The organism is Winogradskyella sp. (assembly GCF_016744625.1).
In the GTDB taxonomy this organism is placed as follows: domain Bacteria; phylum Bacteroidota; class Bacteroidia; order Flavobacteriales; family Flavobacteriaceae; genus Winogradskyella.
In genome coordinates this window covers 13,750-31,678 of sequence record NZ_JADGDZ010000020.1, presented here as the reverse complement: position 1 = coordinate 31,678, position 17,929 = coordinate 13,750, and the positions used below count along the sequence as shown (strand labels likewise).

Here is a 17,929-nt window from a genome sequence, read left to right as displayed (position 1 = left end):
GATTAGGATTGTACTTCAGTGAATTTAAAGAAAAAAATAAAAGCTATTTTATATTGTTTTCTGACGAGAAGTAAGGAGAAACGTTAAAAAAATCTGAGCTCAAAGCGTTAATGTAATTTGGGTTGCTGACTTGCTTTTCTATAAAAGCTCTTTTGTCATAGACCTCCCAAATGGTTAGCTCGTTAAGCCTTCCTTTAAGGGTCTTTATTTCTAATTTATGCTTTAAAATTAGTTTATCTGCTGATTCCTTATTTACCAATCTCATTGATTTTCGCGATGTACTACCATTATTGATCTCATATTTAACCCAATAATAAGTGTTAATCTTATGTGTTGCTTTTTTTTGTCTTCCGGATAGTAATTGCGCATGCCTATCTACATAAATTGTTTTTTTAGAGTTTACATCAGACTTCACTAATCTGTTCCTTATTGTTGTAGAATCTATAATGATTATCTCTGTGTCTTTAATTTTGTATGTAGGAACAGGAGGTTTTATATAGCCTGAGAACACGATTTCGTTTTCAACAGTTAGAGCTTTAGCAATAGGCTTTGATACTAAAGAATTATTTAAAATAGATGTCTTAAGTTTTTTTGAGATATCATCAATTTGCTCATGTCTCAATAAAGTTATTAAGATTCGTTTGTCAATTAATTTTGCTTGAACAACAAGTCTGCCTAAAGGAGTGTCGTTTAATGGAATCTTTGTTTGATTACCTTCAACTTGTATCGTTTTTTCGAAATTTTGATTAAAAATTTCTACTGAATAAATTCTTCGTTCACCTTCTAGTATTAAACTGTCTCCGTTTATGCTTAAACTTTGCTTTAATTCTTTTGCGCGATAATTAACGTTTTCAAGTAATGTAGACTTTTGGCCATAGCAAAATATGGTCAATAGAAGGGAGAGGAATATGCATGCTTTTTTTAACATAACACTTTAATAAATGGATTAATTACGCTGTTATATCCTTTAGTTTTAAAATATAATAGTGCTTTCATTAGCTAAATTAGAGACTTATACCTGACTTATAATATATCTAAGATGCTTTGCGCTTTTTATAGCTAAGGAGCTCAGGTCTCCGCTATAATGCAGAAAAGTAGGATTTAAAAAGTGCAAATTTGCTCTGTATTGATTCGTAATTTATTTAAATTAGCCTATGCGAAAAATATTATTTGGAGTCATTATTACCTTGATTGTTTTATTCACGTTTAAATATTGCGGAGATAAGCAAGAAGATAAAACTGTATTGAAAGAAAACACAGCTTTAATACAAGAACAGATTAAAAATGTTGGTAAACTCGTTGTTACCGAAGGTCATTTTAGTGAGGTGTTTACGTATAAAAACTCTAAAGCTGTATTTGGGGACTTGTTTGAGGCAGAAAAACAAGCTATCGTAATTGTTAATGCAGACGTAACAATAGGATATGATTTAAGTAAAATTGAATACAAAATAGATCAAGAGAATAAGATTTTACAGGTATTAAGCATGCCAGAAGAGGAAATAAAGATCAGTCCAGATTTTGAATATTATGATATTCAGGCTGACTATTTAAATCAGTTTGAAGCAAAAGACTACAACGAAATTAAGGAAACGGTGAACACCTCACTAATGAAAAAAATTGAAGCTTCAGATTTAAAATCAAACGCTCAGAATAGATTAGTAAGTGAACTTTCAAAATTCTTTATTCTAACTAATTCTTTGGGTTGGACATTACAATACAATGAAAATCCTGTTAAAGATTTGAATCAGCTAAAGAATCTGGAAGGGCTTTTGGATTAGTTTTTAGCTCATCTTCCGTTGCAAACTAACCATTCCTCCGCCATTTATAGCATCAATACCTCTAAACTTTAATGTGCTCGTTGCACTACCAGAACGCATACCACTAGCACAATATGCTATTACAGGTTTGTTTAGTTTTTTAACCTCATTAATTCTATTGCCTAATTCCTGAAGTGGAATATGTAAGGCATTTTTTATATGACCTCCTTGGTATTCACTTCGTGTTCTAACATCTAAAATAATGGCACCTTTTTCAATATATTCAGCAACATTATTAGTTGACTTTCCAAATAAAGCATTTAATAATCCCATGTTTTTTATTTTAGACAAAATTCTGAAAACTTCTCAGAACAATAAGTAACCAAAGTTACATTTAATTTACACTAACATAAAAATCTTTCTATTTTAGTACTTTATTTAAGCATGAAAACTGAAACACGTCAAGAAGAAATTATAAGAGTAGCTGCCAAGTTATTTAAAGAAAAAGGCTATAGTGCTGTAACTATGAGAGATCTAGCAAAGGCTATGGGTATCAAAGCCGCAAGTCTTTATAACCATATTAATTCAAAGCAGGATATTTTAAATGCTATTATAATTTCATTGGCCGAAGAGTTTACAGAAGGTATGAAATTAATTCAATCCTCTAATGAATCTTGTATAGATAAGCTTAAGAAAATTATTGAATTGCACGTGAGGATTTCTAGCCAAAACATTTATGGTATGGCATCCTTAAATAACGATTGGATGCATTTAGAAGAAAAACTCGATTATTACCAAAAACTACGTGTCGATTATGAAGATGATTTTAGAATAATTCTGAAAGATGGCATAGCATCTGGAGAAATAGTTAATGCTCAGCCCGAAGTGATGATGTTTTCTATCTTAACTACATTGAGGTCCCTTTATATTTGGGTACCTAAAAAAGAAGACCTTAACCTTGTAGAATTATCGAATACTCTAAATCAAATCTTGGTAAAAGGAATTAACAAATAGTTTAGAATATATTTTATAACTTTGTAAAACAAACTAACAAGCGTTAGTTTGTTTTTTAAGTAGTTTTATGGCAGAATTTTACAATATAAAAGTTGCGGATATTTATAAGGAAACTGAAGATACTTCAGTTGTTACTTTCGAAATCCCTTCAGAATTAAGAGAAGCATTTAAATATAGACAAGGTCAGCATTTGACTTTAAAAGCTGATATCAATGGAGAAGATGTGCGTCGATCATATTCCTTGTGCTCAAGTCCAATTGAACATCAATGGAAAGTAGCAGTTAAGCTTATTCCTGAGGGGAAATTTTCAACTTTTATAAATAAAGAATTGAAAATTGGAGATCAACTTGAAGTGATGCCACCAAGTGGTACATTTGGAGTTCCAATTAAGCCAGATGAGCAAAAAAACTATTTGTTCTTTGCTGCTGGAAGTGGAATCACACCAGTTCTGTCCATGATTAAAACGCATTTAGCTGAAGAGCCTAATTCTACATGCAAACTGTTTTATGTAAATAAAACGGCAAAATCCATTATCTTTAAAGAAGAATTAGAACAGCTTAGAAACACCTATTTTGGAAGATTAGAAATTTATTATTTCTTAACCAAAGAGCGTCGAGATATCGATTTATTCAATGGTAGGTTTGATGATCAAAAGATGAAAGTTTTAACTAAAACATTCATCGATGTACCAGACACAAGCGAAGTATTTCTTTGTGGTCCAGAAAAAATGGTGAATTATGTAAGCGAATACTTAATAAACTCTGGTTTGCCAAAGGAACTTATTCATTATGAATTGTTTGTTACAGGACTTTCAGAAGAAGATATAAAGCGAGCAGAACGCCTTTCGCAACAAAACGTTGAAGGTGTTGAGGTTACAATTGTAGATGGTGGTAAAGAATTCGAATTCACCATGACTAAAGACTACGATAATATCTTAGATGCAGCATTAGGTGCAGGTGCAGATTTGCCATTTGCTTGTAAAGGAGGAGTTTGTAGTACTTGTAAATGTGAAGTAAAAGAAGGCTCGGTAGAAATGAAGATTAATTATGCCTTAGACGATAAAGAAGTATCACAAAATCTGGTATTAAGCTGTCAGTCCGTGCCAACTTCTAACAAAGTAGTAGTCGATTTCGACGTGTAAATAAGATATGTCATTCCTGTGAAATCAAAGATTCACGAATTTAATAAAATAGAATTATTGAATATGCAGGAAACTATAATATATTGAAAAAGAAAAATTAAAGTTCAACACGCTAAAGGCTAAAACCCAATAGCAAAAAGCTTAGAATAATGAGTGAAGAACAAATTAAAAATTTAGAGGATCAGTTTGAAGCACGAATTGCACGTGACGAAAAAATTGAACCTAAAGATTGGATGCCAGATAAGTATCGTAAAACGCATATTAGACAAATGTCGCAACATGCACATTCCGAGGTTGTAGGTATGCTTCCAGAGGGAAACTGGATTACTAGAGCACCTTCGTTAAGACGTAAGGTGGCTTTGTTGGCTAAGATTCAAGATGAAGCTGGTCATGGTTTGTATCTCTATTCTGCAACAGAAACTCTAGGTGTTTCACGTAATGAACTTTACGATCAATTGCATTCTGGAAAGGCTAAATACTCAAGTATCTTTAATTACCCTACAATAACTTGGGCAGATATGGGAGCAATTGGTTGGTTAGTAGATGGTGCGGCTATTATTAATCAAGTGCCATTATGTAATACGTCATACGGACCATATGCTAGAGCTATGATTCGTGTATGTAAAGAAGAAAGTTTTCACCAACGTCAAGGTTATGAAATCATGATGAAATTGGCTAACGGAACACCTGAGCAAAAAGATATGGCTCAAGATGCATTGAATCGTTGGTGGTGGCCAAGTCTTATGATGTTAGGACCTACAGATGATAAATCCGTACATACAGCACAATCTATGAAATGGAAATTGAAACGAAAGTCAAATGATGATTTGCGTCAGCAGTTTATAGATCAAACAGTTCCTCAAGCTGAATTAATTGGTTTAACAATTCCGGATGCAGATTTAAAATGGAATGAAGATAGAAAAAGTTATGATTTTGGAGAAATCGATTGGGATGAGTTTTGGCAAGTAGTTAAAGGTCATGGTCCAATGAATAAAGAACGTATGAAAGCTAGAGTTGGTGCATGGGAAGAAGGCGAATGGGTTAGAGATGCAGCAATGGCTCATGCCAAAAAGAAACAAGAAAGAAAACAAAAACAAGTAGTTTAAATTGTTTGTCCCCTTGAGCGCAGTCGAAAGGTCGTCAAACAAATAAATAAAATAATTATGTCGGATAAAAAAAACTGGCCACTTTGGGAAATCTTCGTTAGAAGTAAAAACGGATTAGAACATAGACATTTTGGAAGTCTTCATGCTGCAGATGCAGAAATGGCTCTGGAGAATGCTCGTGATGTCTACACAAGAAGAAATGAAGGTGTAAGTATTTGGGTTGTAGAATCTAAACATATAACAGCTTCAAATCCAGAGCACAATGGAGAATTATTTGAGCCTGCTCAAGATAAAGTCTATCGTCACCCAACATTTTACGATTTACCAGACGAGATAAAACACATGTAATACTTATGTCATTCTGAAGTTGTTTCAGAATCTCATCAAGCAAAATATTAAACATGAAAAACGAAAATTTATATAATTACATTCTTGGTATCGCAGATAACAGTCTTGTCCTAGGACAACGAATGGGTGAACTCTGTGGTCATGGACCAAGTTTAGAAACAGATATCGCGTGCACTAATATTTCATTAGATTTATTTGGGCAAGTACGTAGTTATTTTCAGTATGCTGGAAAAATTGCTGGTGATGACAGAACCGAAGATGATATTGCCATGCTGCGTAAAGAGCGCGAGTATAGAAATGTATTGTTGGTAGAACAACCCAATACAAATTTTGCATATTCGATTGGCCGTCAATTTTTGTTTGATGTTTATCACTTAGCATTTCTTTCAGAATTACAGAAGAGTAAAGATTTGACACTTTGCGCTATTGCAAATAAGTGTATCAAAGAAGTGAGTTATCATGTTCGATTTTCTTCAGATTGGGTAAAACGATTGGGAGATGGTACAGAAGAAAGTAGCAGAAAAATGCAAGAAGCTATTAATGATTTGTGGACATATACTGATGAATTGTTTCATCAAACAGAAGCGGATAAAGTTATGGTTTCAGAAGGTATAGGTGTTGATGTTACTAAGTTAAAAGAGAATTACTATAAACAAGTAAGTTATCTTTTAGATGAAGCTGATCTTCAGGTTCCTGAATCTAAATGGTTTCAAAAAGGAGGTAAAGAAGGGATTCATACAGAACATTTAGGGTTTTTATTAAGTGATTTGCAATACATGCAACGGACCTACCCAAATATGGAGTGGTAACAATCTTTTGATTTGTAACCTTGAGCTTGTTTTAGGAGCTCATCAAAATAATTATGACAGCAACAGAACAAAACATAAACGATAAACTAATTTCAATCTTGGAGCAGGTTTCAGACCCTGAAATTCCGGTATTATCAATTATGGATATGGGTGTTGTGCGTTCTGCGGTAATTATTGATAATATTGTTAAAGTTGAAATCACGCCAACATATAGTGGCTGCCCAGCAATGGATGTTATTGGTGACGATATCAAAATGGCATTAAAGCATGCAGGCTACGAGTCTGAAATTGATTTGATTTTACATCCTGCTTGGACAACAGATTGGATTACTCCAAAAGGTCGAAAAGCATTAGAAGATTATGGCATTGCTGCACCTTTAGATGCCGAAGCGGATAAAGATGTATTGTTAAACGAAAAACGAATCGTTAAGTGTACTAATTGTGGTTCACAAAACACACGATTGGTAAGTCAATTTGGTTCAACTGCATGCAAAGCACAATTTCAGTGTGATGATTGCCAAGAACCATTCGACTATTTTAAATGCTTAAAGTGATAACGTCATTCCGAGCGAAGCGTGGGAATCTCATCATAAGATTGCAACGTCTTTCATCTTCGCAATGACAATAAAAAATATGAGCGACAAAAAATCTTTAATATTAGGGCTTAGAACTACTATATATATGGTAGATGATATTGTTAAAGCGACTGAATGGTATTCAAAAGCCTTTAATACCAAACCCTATTTTAATGAACCATTTTATGTTGGCTTTAATATTGGTGGATATGAACTAGGATTACAATCTGAAGAAAGAGATCTAAACTCTAAAACAGAAAATGTATTTTCATATTGGGGAGTTGACGACATAGAGGAGGCATATAAGTACTTAATAAGTTTAGGTGCCACAAAACACGAAGAACCAAATAATGTTGGTGATGATATTATGGTAGCAAGCCTCTACGATCCGTGGAATAATGTCATTGGAATAATTTATAACCCACATTTTAAATTATCAAAAAAGAATGAGTAATTCAATAGAATTAAAAATTGAAAACAAAGTAGCATACATAACACTAAATAGACCAGAAGTCTTTAATAGTTTTAATCGTGAGATGGCTTTAAGTCTTCAAGCGATTTTAGATGATTGTGAATCTAATGCAGATGTAAGAGCAATCGTTCTTACAGGAAACGGCAAAGCCTTTTGTGCTGGTCAAGATTTAAAAGAAGTTACAGACCCTGAATTAAATCCTGGGTTTAAAAAAATATTAGAGGAGCATTACAATCCAATAATCACGAGAATACGATCAATTAAGAAACCTATTATCGGAGCTGTAAATGGAGTTGCTGCTGGTGCAGGAGCAAATATTGCACTAGCTTGTGATATTGTTGTTGCTCATGAAAAAGTGAGTTTTATACAAGCCTTTAGTTTAATTGGTTTAGTGCCAGATAGTGCTGGTACATTCTTTTTACCACGTTTAATTGGCTTTCAAAAAGCACAAGCCTTAGCGATGTTAGGTGATAAGATTTCTGCAAGCGACGCAGAAAAAATGGGAATGATATATAAATCAGTCCCTTTAGAAGAATTTGAAGAAGCGATTTCTAAACTAGCAATAAAGCTAGCTAATATGCCAACAAAAGCCTTAGGTCTTATTAAAGAATTATTTAATAAGTCAATGACCAATACTTTAGAAGATCAATTGGCTTTAGAATCTAAATTACAAATTGAGGCAGCACAGAGTAACGATTATGCTGAGGGAGTAGCAGCATTTATTGAAAAGCGAAAACCAAACTTCAAGGGCAATTAATTGACTAAAGAAATACTCATACAAGCTAGAGAACGTATAAGTCCGTATATTCATAAAACACCTGTACTCAGTTCGGGATTATTGAATGATATGGTCGGAACTCAAGTAGTATTTAAGTGTGAGAACTTTCAAAAAATGGGTGCTTTTAAAATGAGAGGAGCATCCAATGCTATTCTATCCCTTTCAGAAGAAGAAAGAAGAAGAGGTGTAGTTACACATTCGTCAGGGAATTTTGCCCAAGCAGTATCACTTGCAGCTCAAAAACTTGGAGTAAAGGCTTACATAGTAATGCCAGAAAATGCTCCTCAGGTTAAAAAAGATGGAGTAAAAACATATGAAGGTGAAATTATAGAGTGTAAATCGACACCGGAAGCACGAGAAGAAACAGCTGATAGAATACAAAAAGAAAAAGGAGCTTCATTTCTACATCCATCCAACCAAGATGAGGTAATTTATGGAAATAGTACAGCTGCGATAGAACTATTAGAAGAATGTCCTAATTTAGATGTAATTTTAACACCAGTCGGAGGAGGAGGGCTAATTGCAGGAACGGCTTTAGCAGTGCATTATTTTTCAGACAACTGCAAAGTGATTGGAGGAGAACCGATGGAAGCCGATGACGCCTTTCGCTCTTTAATTTCTGGAAAAATTGAAACTAATGATAGTTTTCATACAGTTGCAGATGGATTAAGAACTAATTTGGGTGATCGAAATTTCCCGATTATTCAAAAGCATGTCGATAAGATTATCCGTGTTGAAGAAGACGAGATTATAAACGCGATGCAACTGATTTGGGAGCGAATGAAGATTATTATAGAACCATCGTCAGCTGTTCCTTTTGCAGCAGTATTGAAGAATAAAGAAGAATTTGAAAATAGAAACGTCGGAATCATTTTATCTGGCGGTAATGTAGATGTGAAAAATCTACCGTTTTAATATAAAACTATGAACGTAGGAATTATAGGTTCAGGAACAATGGGAAGTGGTATCGCACAAGTTGCGGCGACTTCTGGTTGTAAAGTAAAACTATACGATACTAATGAAGTTGCTTTAGATAAAGCCAAAGCAAGTCTCGAAAAAATCTTAAATCGTTTAATTGAAAAAGGACGTATTGATGCTGATGAAAAGAATAGGATTCAGTCTAACATCAGTTATGTAGATAATTTGAAAGATTTATCAGATTCAAACTTAACTATTGAAGCCATTATTGAAAATCTTGATATAAAAAAGAAAGTATTTTCAGAATTAGAAAGCTATGTATCTGAAGATTGTATTATAGCATCAAACACATCGAGTTTGTCGATTGCATCTATAGCAGCATCTTTAGAGAAACCTGAACGTTGTATTGGAATTCATTTTTTCAACCCAGCACCTTTAATGAAATTGGTTGAGGTCATTCCTGCAATTCAAACTTCTGAAGAGGTACTTCAAAAGTCAATTGAAACGATTTCAAATTGGAAAAAAGTAGTAGCAGTAGCTAAAGACACACCTGGTTTTATTGTTAATAGAGTAGCACGACCATTCTATGGAGAGTCATTACGAATTTATGAAGAGGGTTTAGCAGATTTTGCAACTATTGACCATAGTTTAAAATCATTAGGTGGTTTCCGTATGGGACCATTTGAACTCATGGATTTCATTGGTAACGATGTTAATTATACAGTTACAGAAACAGTGTTTACAGCCTTCTATTTTGATCCAAGATATAAACCAGCATTTACACAAAAGCGTTTTTCAGAAGCAGGTTATTTAGGTAGAAAATCTGGAAAAGGATACTACGATTACCAGAATGGTATGAGTAGTGCTGAATTTATTTTAGCATCTGCCAATAAAGATGAAAAACGAGCACAACAGATATTCGACAGAGTGCTAGTAATGTTAATCAACGAAGCAGCAGATGCTCTATTTTTAAATGTTGCATCAGCGGAAGATATCGATAACGCCATGACTAAAGGCGTAAATTATCCTAAAGGCTTATTGACTTGGGCAGATGAAAAGGGAATTGATTGGTGTGTATCTAGATTGGATGAATTATACGATGAGTATCACGAAGATAGATACCGTTGTAGCCCTTTATTGCGTAAATTGAACAAAGAAAATAAGACCTTCTTTTAACAGGAACGTCAGTTCGAGTGAAATTGCTTTTTTAGCAATTTTGTATCGAGAACTAATAAATATGAAAGGAGAACAGATTCCACATAAAATGCTAAGTCAGGATGCTTTTAGCCAATGGCTAGGTATAGAAATTTTGGTATGTGAAATAGGGAGATGCAAATTAGGAATGACTATAAGAAAAGATATGATTAATAGCATGAACAAAGCTCATGGAGGTGTTAGTTACACACTTGCAGATACAGCATTTGGATTTGCAGCAAATACACATGGTAAATATGCAGTTTCTATTGAAACGAGTATCAATCATATTGAAGCATTAGTTGAAGGTGACTATTTAGTTGCAGAATCAGTTATAGAAAAAGTAAAAAATAAATTGGGGTTTAATATCATTGAAGTAAAACGAGGTGATGAATTAGTAGCACTTTTTAAAGGTGTTGTATACAGAACTCAAAAAGATTGGGGTTAATTCCTGCGCAGGCAGAAATCTCGTAATTAAGAGTTGTAAATTATATTTGAAGTAGAATTAATAGATACCCACTTACGTGGGCATTAAATATGAAAGAAGCATACATAATAGATGGTGTTCGTACACCAATAGGAAATTACAAAGGAACCTTATCAGCTGTTCGTACAGATGATTTAGGAGCTTTGGTAATTGCAGAAGTTGTAAAACGAAATCCAAATATTCCAAAAGAAGCTTACGACGATGTTATTATGGGTTGTGCTAACCAAGCAGGTGAAGATAATCGTAATGTGGCACGTATGTCGTCATTATTAGCAGGATTACCATTTACAGTGCCTGGAGAAACAGTGAATCGATTATGTAGTTCAGGATTATCAGCAATCATTCATGCAAATCGCGCTATAAAAGCAGGAGATGGAGATGTTTTTATTTCAGGTGGTGTTGAGAATATGACAAGAGGTCCTTATGTTATGGCAAAGCCATCAACAGCATATGGAGGTGATTCTAAAATGTACGATTCAACCTTTGGATGGCGTTTTATCAACCCTAAAATGCAAAAATTGTATGGCACAGATGGTATGGGAAACACTGCTGAAAATCTTGTAGAGAAGTATAACATCTCTAGAGAAGACCAAGATAAGTTTGCTTATTGGAGTCAGATGAAAGCAACTAAAGCTCAAGAAAACGGACGACTAGCTAAAGAAATAGTTACTGTCGAAATTCCACAACGTAAAAAGGATTCAATTCAATTTTCAAAAGATGAGTTTGTAAAACCAACAACGTCTTTAGAAGTTTTAGGGAAATTAAGAGCAGCCTTTAAAAAAGAAGGAGGAAGCGTCACAGCAGGAAATTCTTCAGGATTAAATGATGGAGCTGCTGCAACTATAATAGCATCAGAAGATGCAGTAAAAAAGTACAACCTAAAACCAATAGCGAGAATTGTTAGTTCTGCTGTGGTTGGTGTTGAGCCAAGAATAATGGGAATTGGCCCAGTACAAGCATCTAATAAAGCATTAGAAAAAGCTGGATTGACGATGGATGATATAGATGTTATTGAGCTTAACGAAGCATTTGCTGCGCAAGCATTAGCCTGTACAAGAGCTTGGGGAATTGCAGATGATGACCCAAGATTAAATCCAAATGGAGGTTCGATTGCTATTGGTCATCCACTTGGAGTTACTGGAGCAAGAATAGCGTATTCTGCAGCTTTAGAATTACATGAACAAAACAAAAAATATGCATTAGTAACGATGTGTATTGGTGTTGGACAAGGATATGCTGCAATTATTGAAAGAGTTTAAAAGATTTGTCATTCCGCACTTGATGCGGAATCCATTATAAATTGAATTATATGAATAAGATTCAACACTATGTCCAAGGAAATTGGACAACTGGAAAAGAAGAAGGAATACCAATCCATGATGCAATTACTGGTGAGGCATTTACAAGCGTTGCTATTGAAGGATTAGATATTCCAGAAATTCTTAACTACGGAAGAACAAAAGGTAGTGAAGTACTTCGTAAAATGACCTTTCAAGAACGTGGGAATATGCTCAAAAGTTTAGCATTATATCTTACGAAAAGGAAGAATGCTTTTTATGAATTAAGTTATAGAACTGGAGCAACAAAGGTAGATAGTTGGATAGATATCGAAGGTGGTTTTGGAAACTTATTCGCGAATGCATCATTAAGAAAATTATTTCCTAATCAACCATATCATGTAGAAGGAGATGCTATCGATTTATCTCGTGGTGGACGTTTTATGGCACATCATATTATGGTGCCAAAAAAAGGTGTTGCTGTGCATATCAACGCATTCAACTTTCCGGTTTGGGGAATGTTAGAAAAATGCGCAGTGAATTGGATGGCTGGAGTCCCAGCAGTAGTATTACCAGCACCTTCATCTTCTTATTTAGCTGAAGCGGTTGCAAGAGAAATTATAGCTTCAGGTATTTTACCAGAAGGAGCATTGCAAATCATAAACGGAACAGTAAAAACAATTTTAGATACTGTTGAGTCTCAAGATGTAGTCACCTTTACAGGTTCTGCTCAAATAGGACGTTTGCTAAAAGCACATCCAAGATTAATACAAGAATCTGTGCCATTTACGATGGAAGCCGATTCTTTAAATGCTTCTATCTTAGGTGAAGATGCAGTACCTGGAACACCAGAATTCGACTTATTCATCAAAGAAGTTCGAAAAGAAATGACCGTTAAAGCTGGGCAAAAATGTACAGCAATTAGACGAATCATTGTTCCAGAAAGGTTAGTAGAAGATGTTCAAATTTCATTAGGCAAAGCTCTAGATAAAGTAACGATTGGTGACCCAAGACTTAAAGAAGTACGAATGGGATCTCTAGTGAGTCATCAACAAGTGCAAGCAGTTAGAGATTCAGTCAACGATTTAACTAAAGAAGCACAGATTGTGTATGGTGATTTAGATAAAATTGAAACGATTGGAGCAGACGCTAAAAAAGGTGCTTTTGTAAGTCCAATATTATTACGTGCAGATCATCCATTTCAAAGTACAGTGATTCATGAGCGCGAAGCATTTGGACCAGTGAGTACCATAATGCCTTATAAAAACTTAGACGAGGCTATTTTATTAGCCCAAATGGGTAAAGGTTCATTGGTGTCTTCGATTGCGACTAATGACGATAAAATTGCAAAAGACTATGTTGTAAATGTAGCAAGTCACCATGGACGTATTATGGTAATAAATCGTGATATGGCAAAGGAAAGTACTGGTCATGGTTCGCCACTACCTTATTTGGTGCATGGAGGTCCAGGACGTGCTGGAGGTGGAGAAGAAATGGGAGGTATGCGAGGTATTAAGCATTATCTGCAACGTACTGCAATTCAAGGCTCACCAACAACAATTACAGAGATTACTGGGATTTACCAACAGAATGCAAAATATACGGAAGCAGAACAGCATCCATTTAAATACCATTGGGAAGACATCCAGCCAGGAATGTCTATGAAGACGCATAAACGTACATTCACAGATACCGATATTATCAACTTTGCAAATGTAACTTGGGATCATTTCTATGCACATACAGATATTACATCTTTGGATGGAAGTATTTTCGAAAAGAGGACTGCTCATGGTTATTTCATTATTTCAGCAGCAGCAGGATTATTTGTGTATCCGAATAAAGGTCCAGTGTCTGCAAATTATGGATTAGAAGAATGTAGATTCCTTCGTCCATTATACCATAACGATACGATATATGTACGTTTAACATGTAAGCAAAAAATAGATCGTGATGTGGCGAGTGCAGAGCATCCAAGCGGAATCGTAAAATGGTTTGCAGAGATTTTTGATGCAGATGATGAGTTGGTGGCTTTGGCTACAGTTCTTACTATGGTACAAAAGAAGCAAGAGACTTTTGTTGAAATGACAACTAAAAAAATTGATAAGTGCTTAAGTCAACTTTCAGAAGACACAAAACCAAAATGGGGAATTATGACACCTCAACATATGTTAGAGCATTTAGAATATACCTATAAGATTGCATCAGGTGAAATTCAAGATTTTGAAATTTCTACACCTGAAAAAATTCTTGAGAAGGTTTATAATAGTCTTTATAATTATAATGAATTTCCGAAGGATTCAAATTTCCCAATGCTTGAAAAAGACACTTTAGATAAATTGAGGTATTCTGATTTGACTACAGCTATTGAAAAATTTAAAGAACAAAGAGAAAAATATTTAGAGTATTTCAAAGAGCATCCAGATGCTAAATTGAAGAACCTTGTTTTTGGTGAATTGAACAGATATGAATCCTATTTATTAGAACGTAAACATTTAAATCACCATTTTAAACAATTTGGATTAATATAATATGACAAAACCATACGTTAAACAAACAATAGAAAACGAAGTAGGCTATATTGAATTTTTTCATCCTGCACATAATTCACTTCCTGGTGACATATTAGCAAAATTAGCAAATACAATTACTGAAGCTGGTCAGAATGATGCCATTAAAGTCATAGTTCTAAAGAGTGGAGGAGACAGAACATTTTGTGCTGGTGCAAGTTTCAAAGAATTGATTAATATCAATGATGCTGCTACTGGAAAAGTATTCTTTTCAGGATTCGCTAATGTGATTAACGCTATGCGTAAGTGTCCGAAGTTTATCATAGGACGTATACAAGGAAAAACAGTTGGTGGTGGAGTAGGACTTGCTGCATCAACTGATTATTGTATGGGAACAAAATTTGCTGCTATTAAATTAAGTGAATTAAATATCGGAATTGGACCTTTCGTTGTTGGACCAGCTATAGAACGTAAAATGGGATTAAGCGCCATGTCGCAAATTGCCATTGATGCGAATTCATTTTATCCTGCAGAATGGGCAAAAGAAAAAGGCTTGTTTACTCAAGTTTATGAAACTACAGAAGAATTAGACGAAGCAGTAAAAGCAACAGCAGAGCATTTATGCACATATAATACTGAAGCTATGCTAGAAATGAAAAAAGTGTTTTGGACAGGTACTGATGATTGGGATGCATTATTAGCTGAACGAGCCCAAACAAGTGGAAGATTAGTGTTGTCTGAGTTTACAAAAGAAAAATTAAAAGGATTTAAATAGAATTGTCATTGCTAGGACGAAGGACGTGGCAATCTCTTCAAGAGATTCCTTCACTTCGTTCGGAACGACAGTAATTATTAAATATGATTTATTCATTCAAAGGCTATACACCAGTTGTGCACAAAAGCAGTTTTGTGCATCCTTTGGCAGCAGTAACTGGTAATGTTATCATCGGCAAAAACTGTTACGTTGGTCCAGGTGCAGCAATTCGTGGAGATTGGGGGCAAATCATTTTAGAAGATGGTGTTAATGTGCAAGAGAATTGTACAGTCCATATGTTTCCTGGCAAATCTATTACTTTAAAGGAAAGTGCTCATGTTGGTCATGGAGCAATTATTCATGGTGCTAACTTGGGTAAAAATTGTCTCATTGGAATGAATACCGTAATTATGGATGATGCCGAAATAGGTGATGAAAGCATCGTTGGTGCAATGGCCTTTGTAAAGGCAGAAACTAAAATTCCAAAACGAAGTTTAGTGGTTGGAAATCCGGCAAAAGTGATAAAAGAAGTTTCTGATGAGATGATAGCTTGGAAAACAAAAGGGACTGAGCTTTATCAGCAATTACCTGCTGACTGCCATGAATCTTTAAAGGCAGTTGAGCCTCTTAGAGAAGTGTCTGAGGAAATGAAAGTTCAAGATGATGTCTATAAAACACTAAGAGAGACTTTTAAAAAATAGATTTTGTCATTCAGAGCGAAAGCGAAGAATTTCATTAAAAGAAAAAGATTGCCACGTCCTGCATCCTTGCAATGACAGTATCTCTATATTCTACTCAAATCAATTTCATTTGTTTCCTTTCCAGTAGATAGTGTTATTAAACTCTGTACATTTCCAAGGTAAGGAAGAAGGGTAAGTTTTGATATAATGAAGGTCTCATAGGCTTCAATGTCTTCGACAACCAATTTCAGCAAATAATCATAATTACCACTCACACGATGACATTCTACTACCTCAGGGAAATTATTAATTTCCTTAACAAATTTTTCAAGAAAACTTCTTGTATGACCTTGTAAAGTGATACCGATAAAAACCGTTAATTTCAGTCCGATTTTCTTGTTGTTAAGAACTGCAACATACTTTTCAATATAACCTTCCTTCTCCATTTTTTTTATTCGTTCAAATATTGGTGAAGTGGTCATGCCTAGTTCTTTAGCAATACTTTTAGTCGTCCTATTGCTGTTCTTCTGAAGTATAGCAAGGATTTGTGTATCAATCTTATCGAGAGTATATGGCATAAGAAAATTATGTTTTAGAATGACTTAAATGTAAATATAAAAAGAATAAAAAACGTATAATAATTAAATAAAAAGAATAAAAAACTTTTTAATAGTAATTTTTAAGTTTTTAACAATAGATAAATTCAATTTGAATTACCTTTATTTCTTGTACTAAATTTATTTTTGTTTGAAAAATTTTGAATTTAAAATGCCCAAATTGGGAGAGAGTATCACTGAAGCCGCCATTATTACTTGGTTTAAAAATATTGGAGATACTATTGAAGATGATGAAATGCTACTAGAAGTGGCTACTGATAAAGTAGATTCCGAAGTACCATCAAATGTTTCTGGTGTAATTGTAGATATTTTATATAATGCCAATGATGTTATTAAAATAGGTGAAACGATAGCTATTATTGAAATAGATGGTAAAGCTTCATCATCTAAGAAGGAAACTAAGAAAAAGAATGCTACGTCAAAACAGATAAGTATTGAAAAGAATAGAGTTGCAAAAACACCAAAATTAAAACAAGCATTATCGACAGAGACTTCTACATCTTTTTCAACTTCCAACGGAAATACATTTTTTTCACCTCTAATTGTTTCAATAGCGAAAGAACATCATATCAGTTTTGAAGAATTAGCTCGAATTCCAGCAACAGGAAATGAAGGTCGTTTGCGAAAGAGTGATCTCTTTCAATATATTGAGGATGGTCGTCCTTTCAAATTTGCACAACCTATTGCACAGCAAGACCCAACAGCATACCGGATTCCACAGTTAAGCTTTGATAAAGGCAAAGGAAAAGTGATAGAAATGGATCGCATGCGCAAAATGATTGCGGATCATATGGTGTATTCTAAACATACATCTCCACATGTTACAGCTTATGTTGAAGCAGATTTAACCAATATGGTAAATTGGAGAAACGCTAATAAAGTGTCTTTTCAAGAAAAGTATGGTGAGCGATTAACGTTTACACCATTGTTTGTAGAAGCAGTTGCAAAAGCAGTAAAAGATTTCCCGAACATAAATGCTTCGGTGGATGGTAATAACATTATAGTTAAAGAAGATATTAATATTGGTATGGCAACAGCTTTGCCAAGTGGTAACCTTATTGTTCCGGTTGTGAAAAATGTAGATACTAAGAACTTAAAAGAGATTGCTGGTAATGTAAATGAACTTGCAAATAAAGCAAGAGAAAACAAATTAACTGGTGATGATATTAAGGGAAGCACTTTTACCATTTCTAACGTAGGAACTTTTGGAAGTGTTATGGGAACACCAATAATAAATCAGCCAGAAGTTGCTATTCTTGCTTTAGGAATAATAAAGAAACGACCAGAAGTAATTACCACAGAAAAAGGTGATGAAATTGCTATAAGAAGTATGATGTATCTCTCACTTTCATTCGATCATAGAGTGGTCGATGGATTTTTAGGTGGAAGTTTCGTACGTAGAGTTGCAGATTATTTTGAACAGTTTGATATTAATAGAAAGATATAAATAGTACTGTCATTCCGAGCGAAGCGTGGGAAGCTGTTTAATGAG

20 protein-coding genes are annotated in these 17,929 nt (G+C 34.4%); 17 read left to right on the top strand and 3 right to left on the bottom strand.

The window, feature by feature from the left end; genetic code table 11:
• Positions 1-43: 43 nt before the first annotated feature.
• Positions 44-928, bottom strand: coding sequence for a hypothetical protein (locus QZZ53_RS06590; RefSeq protein WP_296382796.1), 885 nt, complete (start codon positions 926-928; stop codon positions 44-46).
• Positions 929-1,154: 226 nt separating this feature from the next.
• Here QZZ53_RS06590 and QZZ53_RS06585 point away from each other — a divergent pair, with 226 nt between their 5' ends.
• The gene (locus QZZ53_RS06585; RefSeq protein ID WP_296382794.1) at positions 1,155-1,778 is read left to right on the top strand and encodes a DUF4230 domain-containing protein; all 624 of its coding nucleotides are present in this window, start codon (positions 1,155-1,157) and stop codon (positions 1,776-1,778) included.
• 3 nt (positions 1,779-1,781) lie between these two features.
• On the opposite strand, the gene QZZ53_RS06580 is transcribed toward QZZ53_RS06585, so the two are convergent.
• The gene (locus QZZ53_RS06580) at positions 1,782-2,090 is read right to left on the bottom strand and encodes a rhodanese-like domain-containing protein (protein ID WP_296382792.1); all 309 of its coding nucleotides are present in this window, start codon (positions 2,088-2,090) and stop codon (positions 1,782-1,784) included.
• Between the two features lie 111 nt (positions 2,091-2,201).
• On the opposite strand from QZZ53_RS06580, the gene QZZ53_RS06575 reads away from it, so the two are divergent.
• From QZZ53_RS06575 to QZZ53_RS06505, 15 genes are all read left to right on the top strand, one after another.
• Positions 2,202-2,771, top strand: coding sequence for a TetR/AcrR family transcriptional regulator (locus QZZ53_RS06575; RefSeq protein ID WP_296382790.1), 570 nt, complete (start codon positions 2,202-2,204; stop codon positions 2,769-2,771).
• A 67-nt stretch (positions 2,772-2,838) separates the two neighbouring features.
• On the top strand, positions 2,839-3,912 hold the full coding sequence (locus QZZ53_RS06570; RefSeq protein ID WP_296382788.1) for a 2Fe-2S iron-sulfur cluster-binding protein: 1,074 nt from the start codon (positions 2,839-2,841) through the stop codon (positions 3,910-3,912).
• Positions 3,913-4,061: 149 nt separating this feature from the next.
• Positions 4,062-5,018: a 1,2-phenylacetyl-CoA epoxidase subunit PaaA gene (gene paaA / locus QZZ53_RS06565; RefSeq protein WP_296382786.1), complete on the top strand. Its 957-nt coding sequence runs from the start codon at positions 4,062-4,064 to the stop codon at positions 5,016-5,018.
• A gap of 57 nt (positions 5,019-5,075) precedes the next feature.
• Positions 5,076-5,366 (top strand): 1,2-phenylacetyl-CoA epoxidase subunit PaaB, encoded by a 291-nt coding sequence (gene paaB, locus QZZ53_RS06560; protein WP_296382784.1) that lies wholly within the window; start codon positions 5,076-5,078, stop codon positions 5,364-5,366.
• A 53-nt stretch (positions 5,367-5,419) separates the two neighbouring features.
• Entirely contained in the window at positions 5,420-6,175 is a 756-nt protein-coding gene (gene paaC / locus QZZ53_RS06555; RefSeq protein ID WP_296382782.1) for a 1,2-phenylacetyl-CoA epoxidase subunit PaaC, read from the top strand.
• A gap of 53 nt (positions 6,176-6,228) precedes the next feature.
• The gene (paaD, locus tag QZZ53_RS06550; protein ID WP_296382780.1) at positions 6,229-6,729 is read left to right on the top strand and encodes a 1,2-phenylacetyl-CoA epoxidase subunit PaaD; all 501 of its coding nucleotides are present in this window, start codon (positions 6,229-6,231) and stop codon (positions 6,727-6,729) included.
• A gap of 79 nt (positions 6,730-6,808) precedes the next feature.
• Positions 6,809-7,204 carry a VOC family protein gene (locus QZZ53_RS06545; protein WP_296382778.1) on the top strand — a complete coding sequence of 132 codons (396 nt, stop codon included), beginning with the start codon at positions 6,809-6,811 and terminating at the stop codon, positions 7,202-7,204.
• Complete coding sequence (locus QZZ53_RS06540) at positions 7,197-7,979, top strand: enoyl-CoA hydratase-related protein (RefSeq protein WP_296382777.1); 783 nt, start codon at positions 7,197-7,199, stop codon at positions 7,977-7,979. The genes QZZ53_RS06545 and QZZ53_RS06540 overlap by 8 nt, the downstream gene beginning before the upstream one ends.
• A complete protein-coding gene (locus QZZ53_RS06535; RefSeq protein WP_296382775.1) occupies positions 7,980-8,915 on the top strand; it encodes a pyridoxal-phosphate dependent enzyme in 936 nt (311 codons plus the stop codon).
• Positions 8,916-8,924: 9 nt separating this feature from the next.
• Positions 8,925-10,094 (top strand): 3-hydroxyacyl-CoA dehydrogenase NAD-binding domain-containing protein, encoded by a 1,170-nt coding sequence (locus QZZ53_RS06530; RefSeq protein WP_296382772.1) that lies wholly within the window; start codon positions 8,925-8,927, stop codon positions 10,092-10,094.
• Between the two features lie 61 nt (positions 10,095-10,155).
• Entirely contained in the window at positions 10,156-10,560 is a 405-nt protein-coding gene (locus tag QZZ53_RS06525) for a hotdog fold thioesterase (protein WP_296382770.1), read from the top strand.
• 89 nt (positions 10,561-10,649) lie between these two features.
• Positions 10,650-11,858, top strand: coding sequence for a 3-oxoadipyl-CoA thiolase (gene pcaF, locus QZZ53_RS06520; RefSeq protein WP_296382767.1), 1,209 nt, complete (start codon positions 10,650-10,652; stop codon positions 11,856-11,858).
• A 50-nt stretch (positions 11,859-11,908) separates the two neighbouring features.
• Positions 11,909-14,407, top strand: coding sequence for a phenylacetic acid degradation bifunctional protein PaaZ (gene paaZ / locus QZZ53_RS06515; RefSeq protein ID WP_296382765.1), 2,499 nt, complete (start codon positions 11,909-11,911; stop codon positions 14,405-14,407).
• 1 nt (position 14,408) lies between these two features.
• Positions 14,409-15,161 carry an enoyl-CoA hydratase/isomerase family protein gene (locus QZZ53_RS06510; RefSeq protein ID WP_296382763.1) on the top strand — a complete coding sequence of 251 codons (753 nt, stop codon included), beginning with the start codon at positions 14,409-14,411 and terminating at the stop codon, positions 15,159-15,161.
• A gap of 83 nt (positions 15,162-15,244) precedes the next feature.
• Complete coding sequence (locus QZZ53_RS06505) at positions 15,245-15,841, top strand: transferase hexapeptide repeat family protein (protein ID WP_296382761.1); 597 nt, start codon at positions 15,245-15,247, stop codon at positions 15,839-15,841.
• Positions 15,842-15,924: 83 nt separating this feature from the next.
• Here the strand turns inward: QZZ53_RS06505 and QZZ53_RS06500 are convergent, their stop codons facing one another.
• Positions 15,925-16,398, bottom strand: coding sequence for an Lrp/AsnC family transcriptional regulator (locus QZZ53_RS06500; RefSeq protein ID WP_296382759.1), 474 nt, complete (start codon positions 16,396-16,398; stop codon positions 15,925-15,927).
• 190 nt (positions 16,399-16,588) lie between these two features.
• On the opposite strand from QZZ53_RS06500, the gene QZZ53_RS06495 reads away from it, so the two are divergent.
• The gene (locus QZZ53_RS06495; protein ID WP_296382833.1) at positions 16,589-17,884 is read left to right on the top strand and encodes a dihydrolipoamide acetyltransferase family protein; all 1,296 of its coding nucleotides are present in this window, start codon (positions 16,589-16,591) and stop codon (positions 17,882-17,884) included.
• The last annotated feature ends 45 nt before the right edge of the window (positions 17,885-17,929 follow it).

Bases quoted from the DNA above. Each gene is read 5' to 3' on its own strand.
- paaD (WP_296382780.1), top strand. From the start codon at position 6,229: ATGACAGCAACAGAACAAAACATAAACGATAAACTAATTTCAATCTTG.
- QZZ53_RS06510 (WP_296382763.1), top strand. From the start codon at position 14,409: ATGACAAAACCATACGTTAAACAAACAATAGAAAACGAAGTAGGCTAT.
- QZZ53_RS06570 (WP_296382788.1), top strand. From the start codon at position 2,839: ATGGCAGAATTTTACAATATAAAAGTTGCGGATATTTATAAGGAAACT.
- paaA (WP_296382786.1), top strand. From the start codon at position 4,062: ATGAGTGAAGAACAAATTAAAAATTTAGAGGATCAGTTTGAAGCACGA.
- QZZ53_RS06590 (WP_296382796.1), bottom strand. From the start codon at position 928: ATGTTAAAAAAAGCATGCATATTCCTCTCCCTTCTATTGACCATATTT.
- QZZ53_RS06495 (WP_296382833.1), top strand. From the start codon at position 16,589: ATGCCCAAATTGGGAGAGAGTATCACTGAAGCCGCCATTATTACTTGG.
- QZZ53_RS06575 (WP_296382790.1), top strand. From the start codon at position 2,202: ATGAAAACTGAAACACGTCAAGAAGAAATTATAAGAGTAGCTGCCAAG.
- QZZ53_RS06580 (WP_296382792.1), bottom strand. From the start codon at position 2,090: ATGGGATTATTAAATGCTTTATTTGGAAAGTCAACTAATAATGTTGCT.
- paaB (WP_296382784.1), top strand. From the start codon at position 5,076: ATGTCGGATAAAAAAAACTGGCCACTTTGGGAAATCTTCGTTAGAAGT.
- QZZ53_RS06525 (WP_296382770.1), top strand. From the start codon at position 10,156: ATGAAAGGAGAACAGATTCCACATAAAATGCTAAGTCAGGATGCTTTT.
- QZZ53_RS06585 (WP_296382794.1), top strand. From the start codon at position 1,155: ATGCGAAAAATATTATTTGGAGTCATTATTACCTTGATTGTTTTATTC.
- QZZ53_RS06500 (WP_296382759.1), bottom strand. From the start codon at position 16,398: ATGCCATATACTCTCGATAAGATTGATACACAAATCCTTGCTATACTT.
- QZZ53_RS06505 (WP_296382761.1), top strand. From the start codon at position 15,245: ATGATTTATTCATTCAAAGGCTATACACCAGTTGTGCACAAAAGCAGT.
- QZZ53_RS06540 (WP_296382777.1), top strand. From the start codon at position 7,197: ATGAGTAATTCAATAGAATTAAAAATTGAAAACAAAGTAGCATACATA.
- QZZ53_RS06530 (WP_296382772.1), top strand. From the start codon at position 8,925: ATGAACGTAGGAATTATAGGTTCAGGAACAATGGGAAGTGGTATCGCA.
- paaZ (WP_296382765.1), top strand. From the start codon at position 11,909: ATGAATAAGATTCAACACTATGTCCAAGGAAATTGGACAACTGGAAAA.
- paaC (WP_296382782.1), top strand. From the start codon at position 5,420: ATGAAAAACGAAAATTTATATAATTACATTCTTGGTATCGCAGATAAC.
- pcaF (WP_296382767.1), top strand. From the start codon at position 10,650: ATGAAAGAAGCATACATAATAGATGGTGTTCGTACACCAATAGGAAAT.
- QZZ53_RS06545 (WP_296382778.1), top strand. From the start codon at position 6,809: ATGAGCGACAAAAAATCTTTAATATTAGGGCTTAGAACTACTATATAT.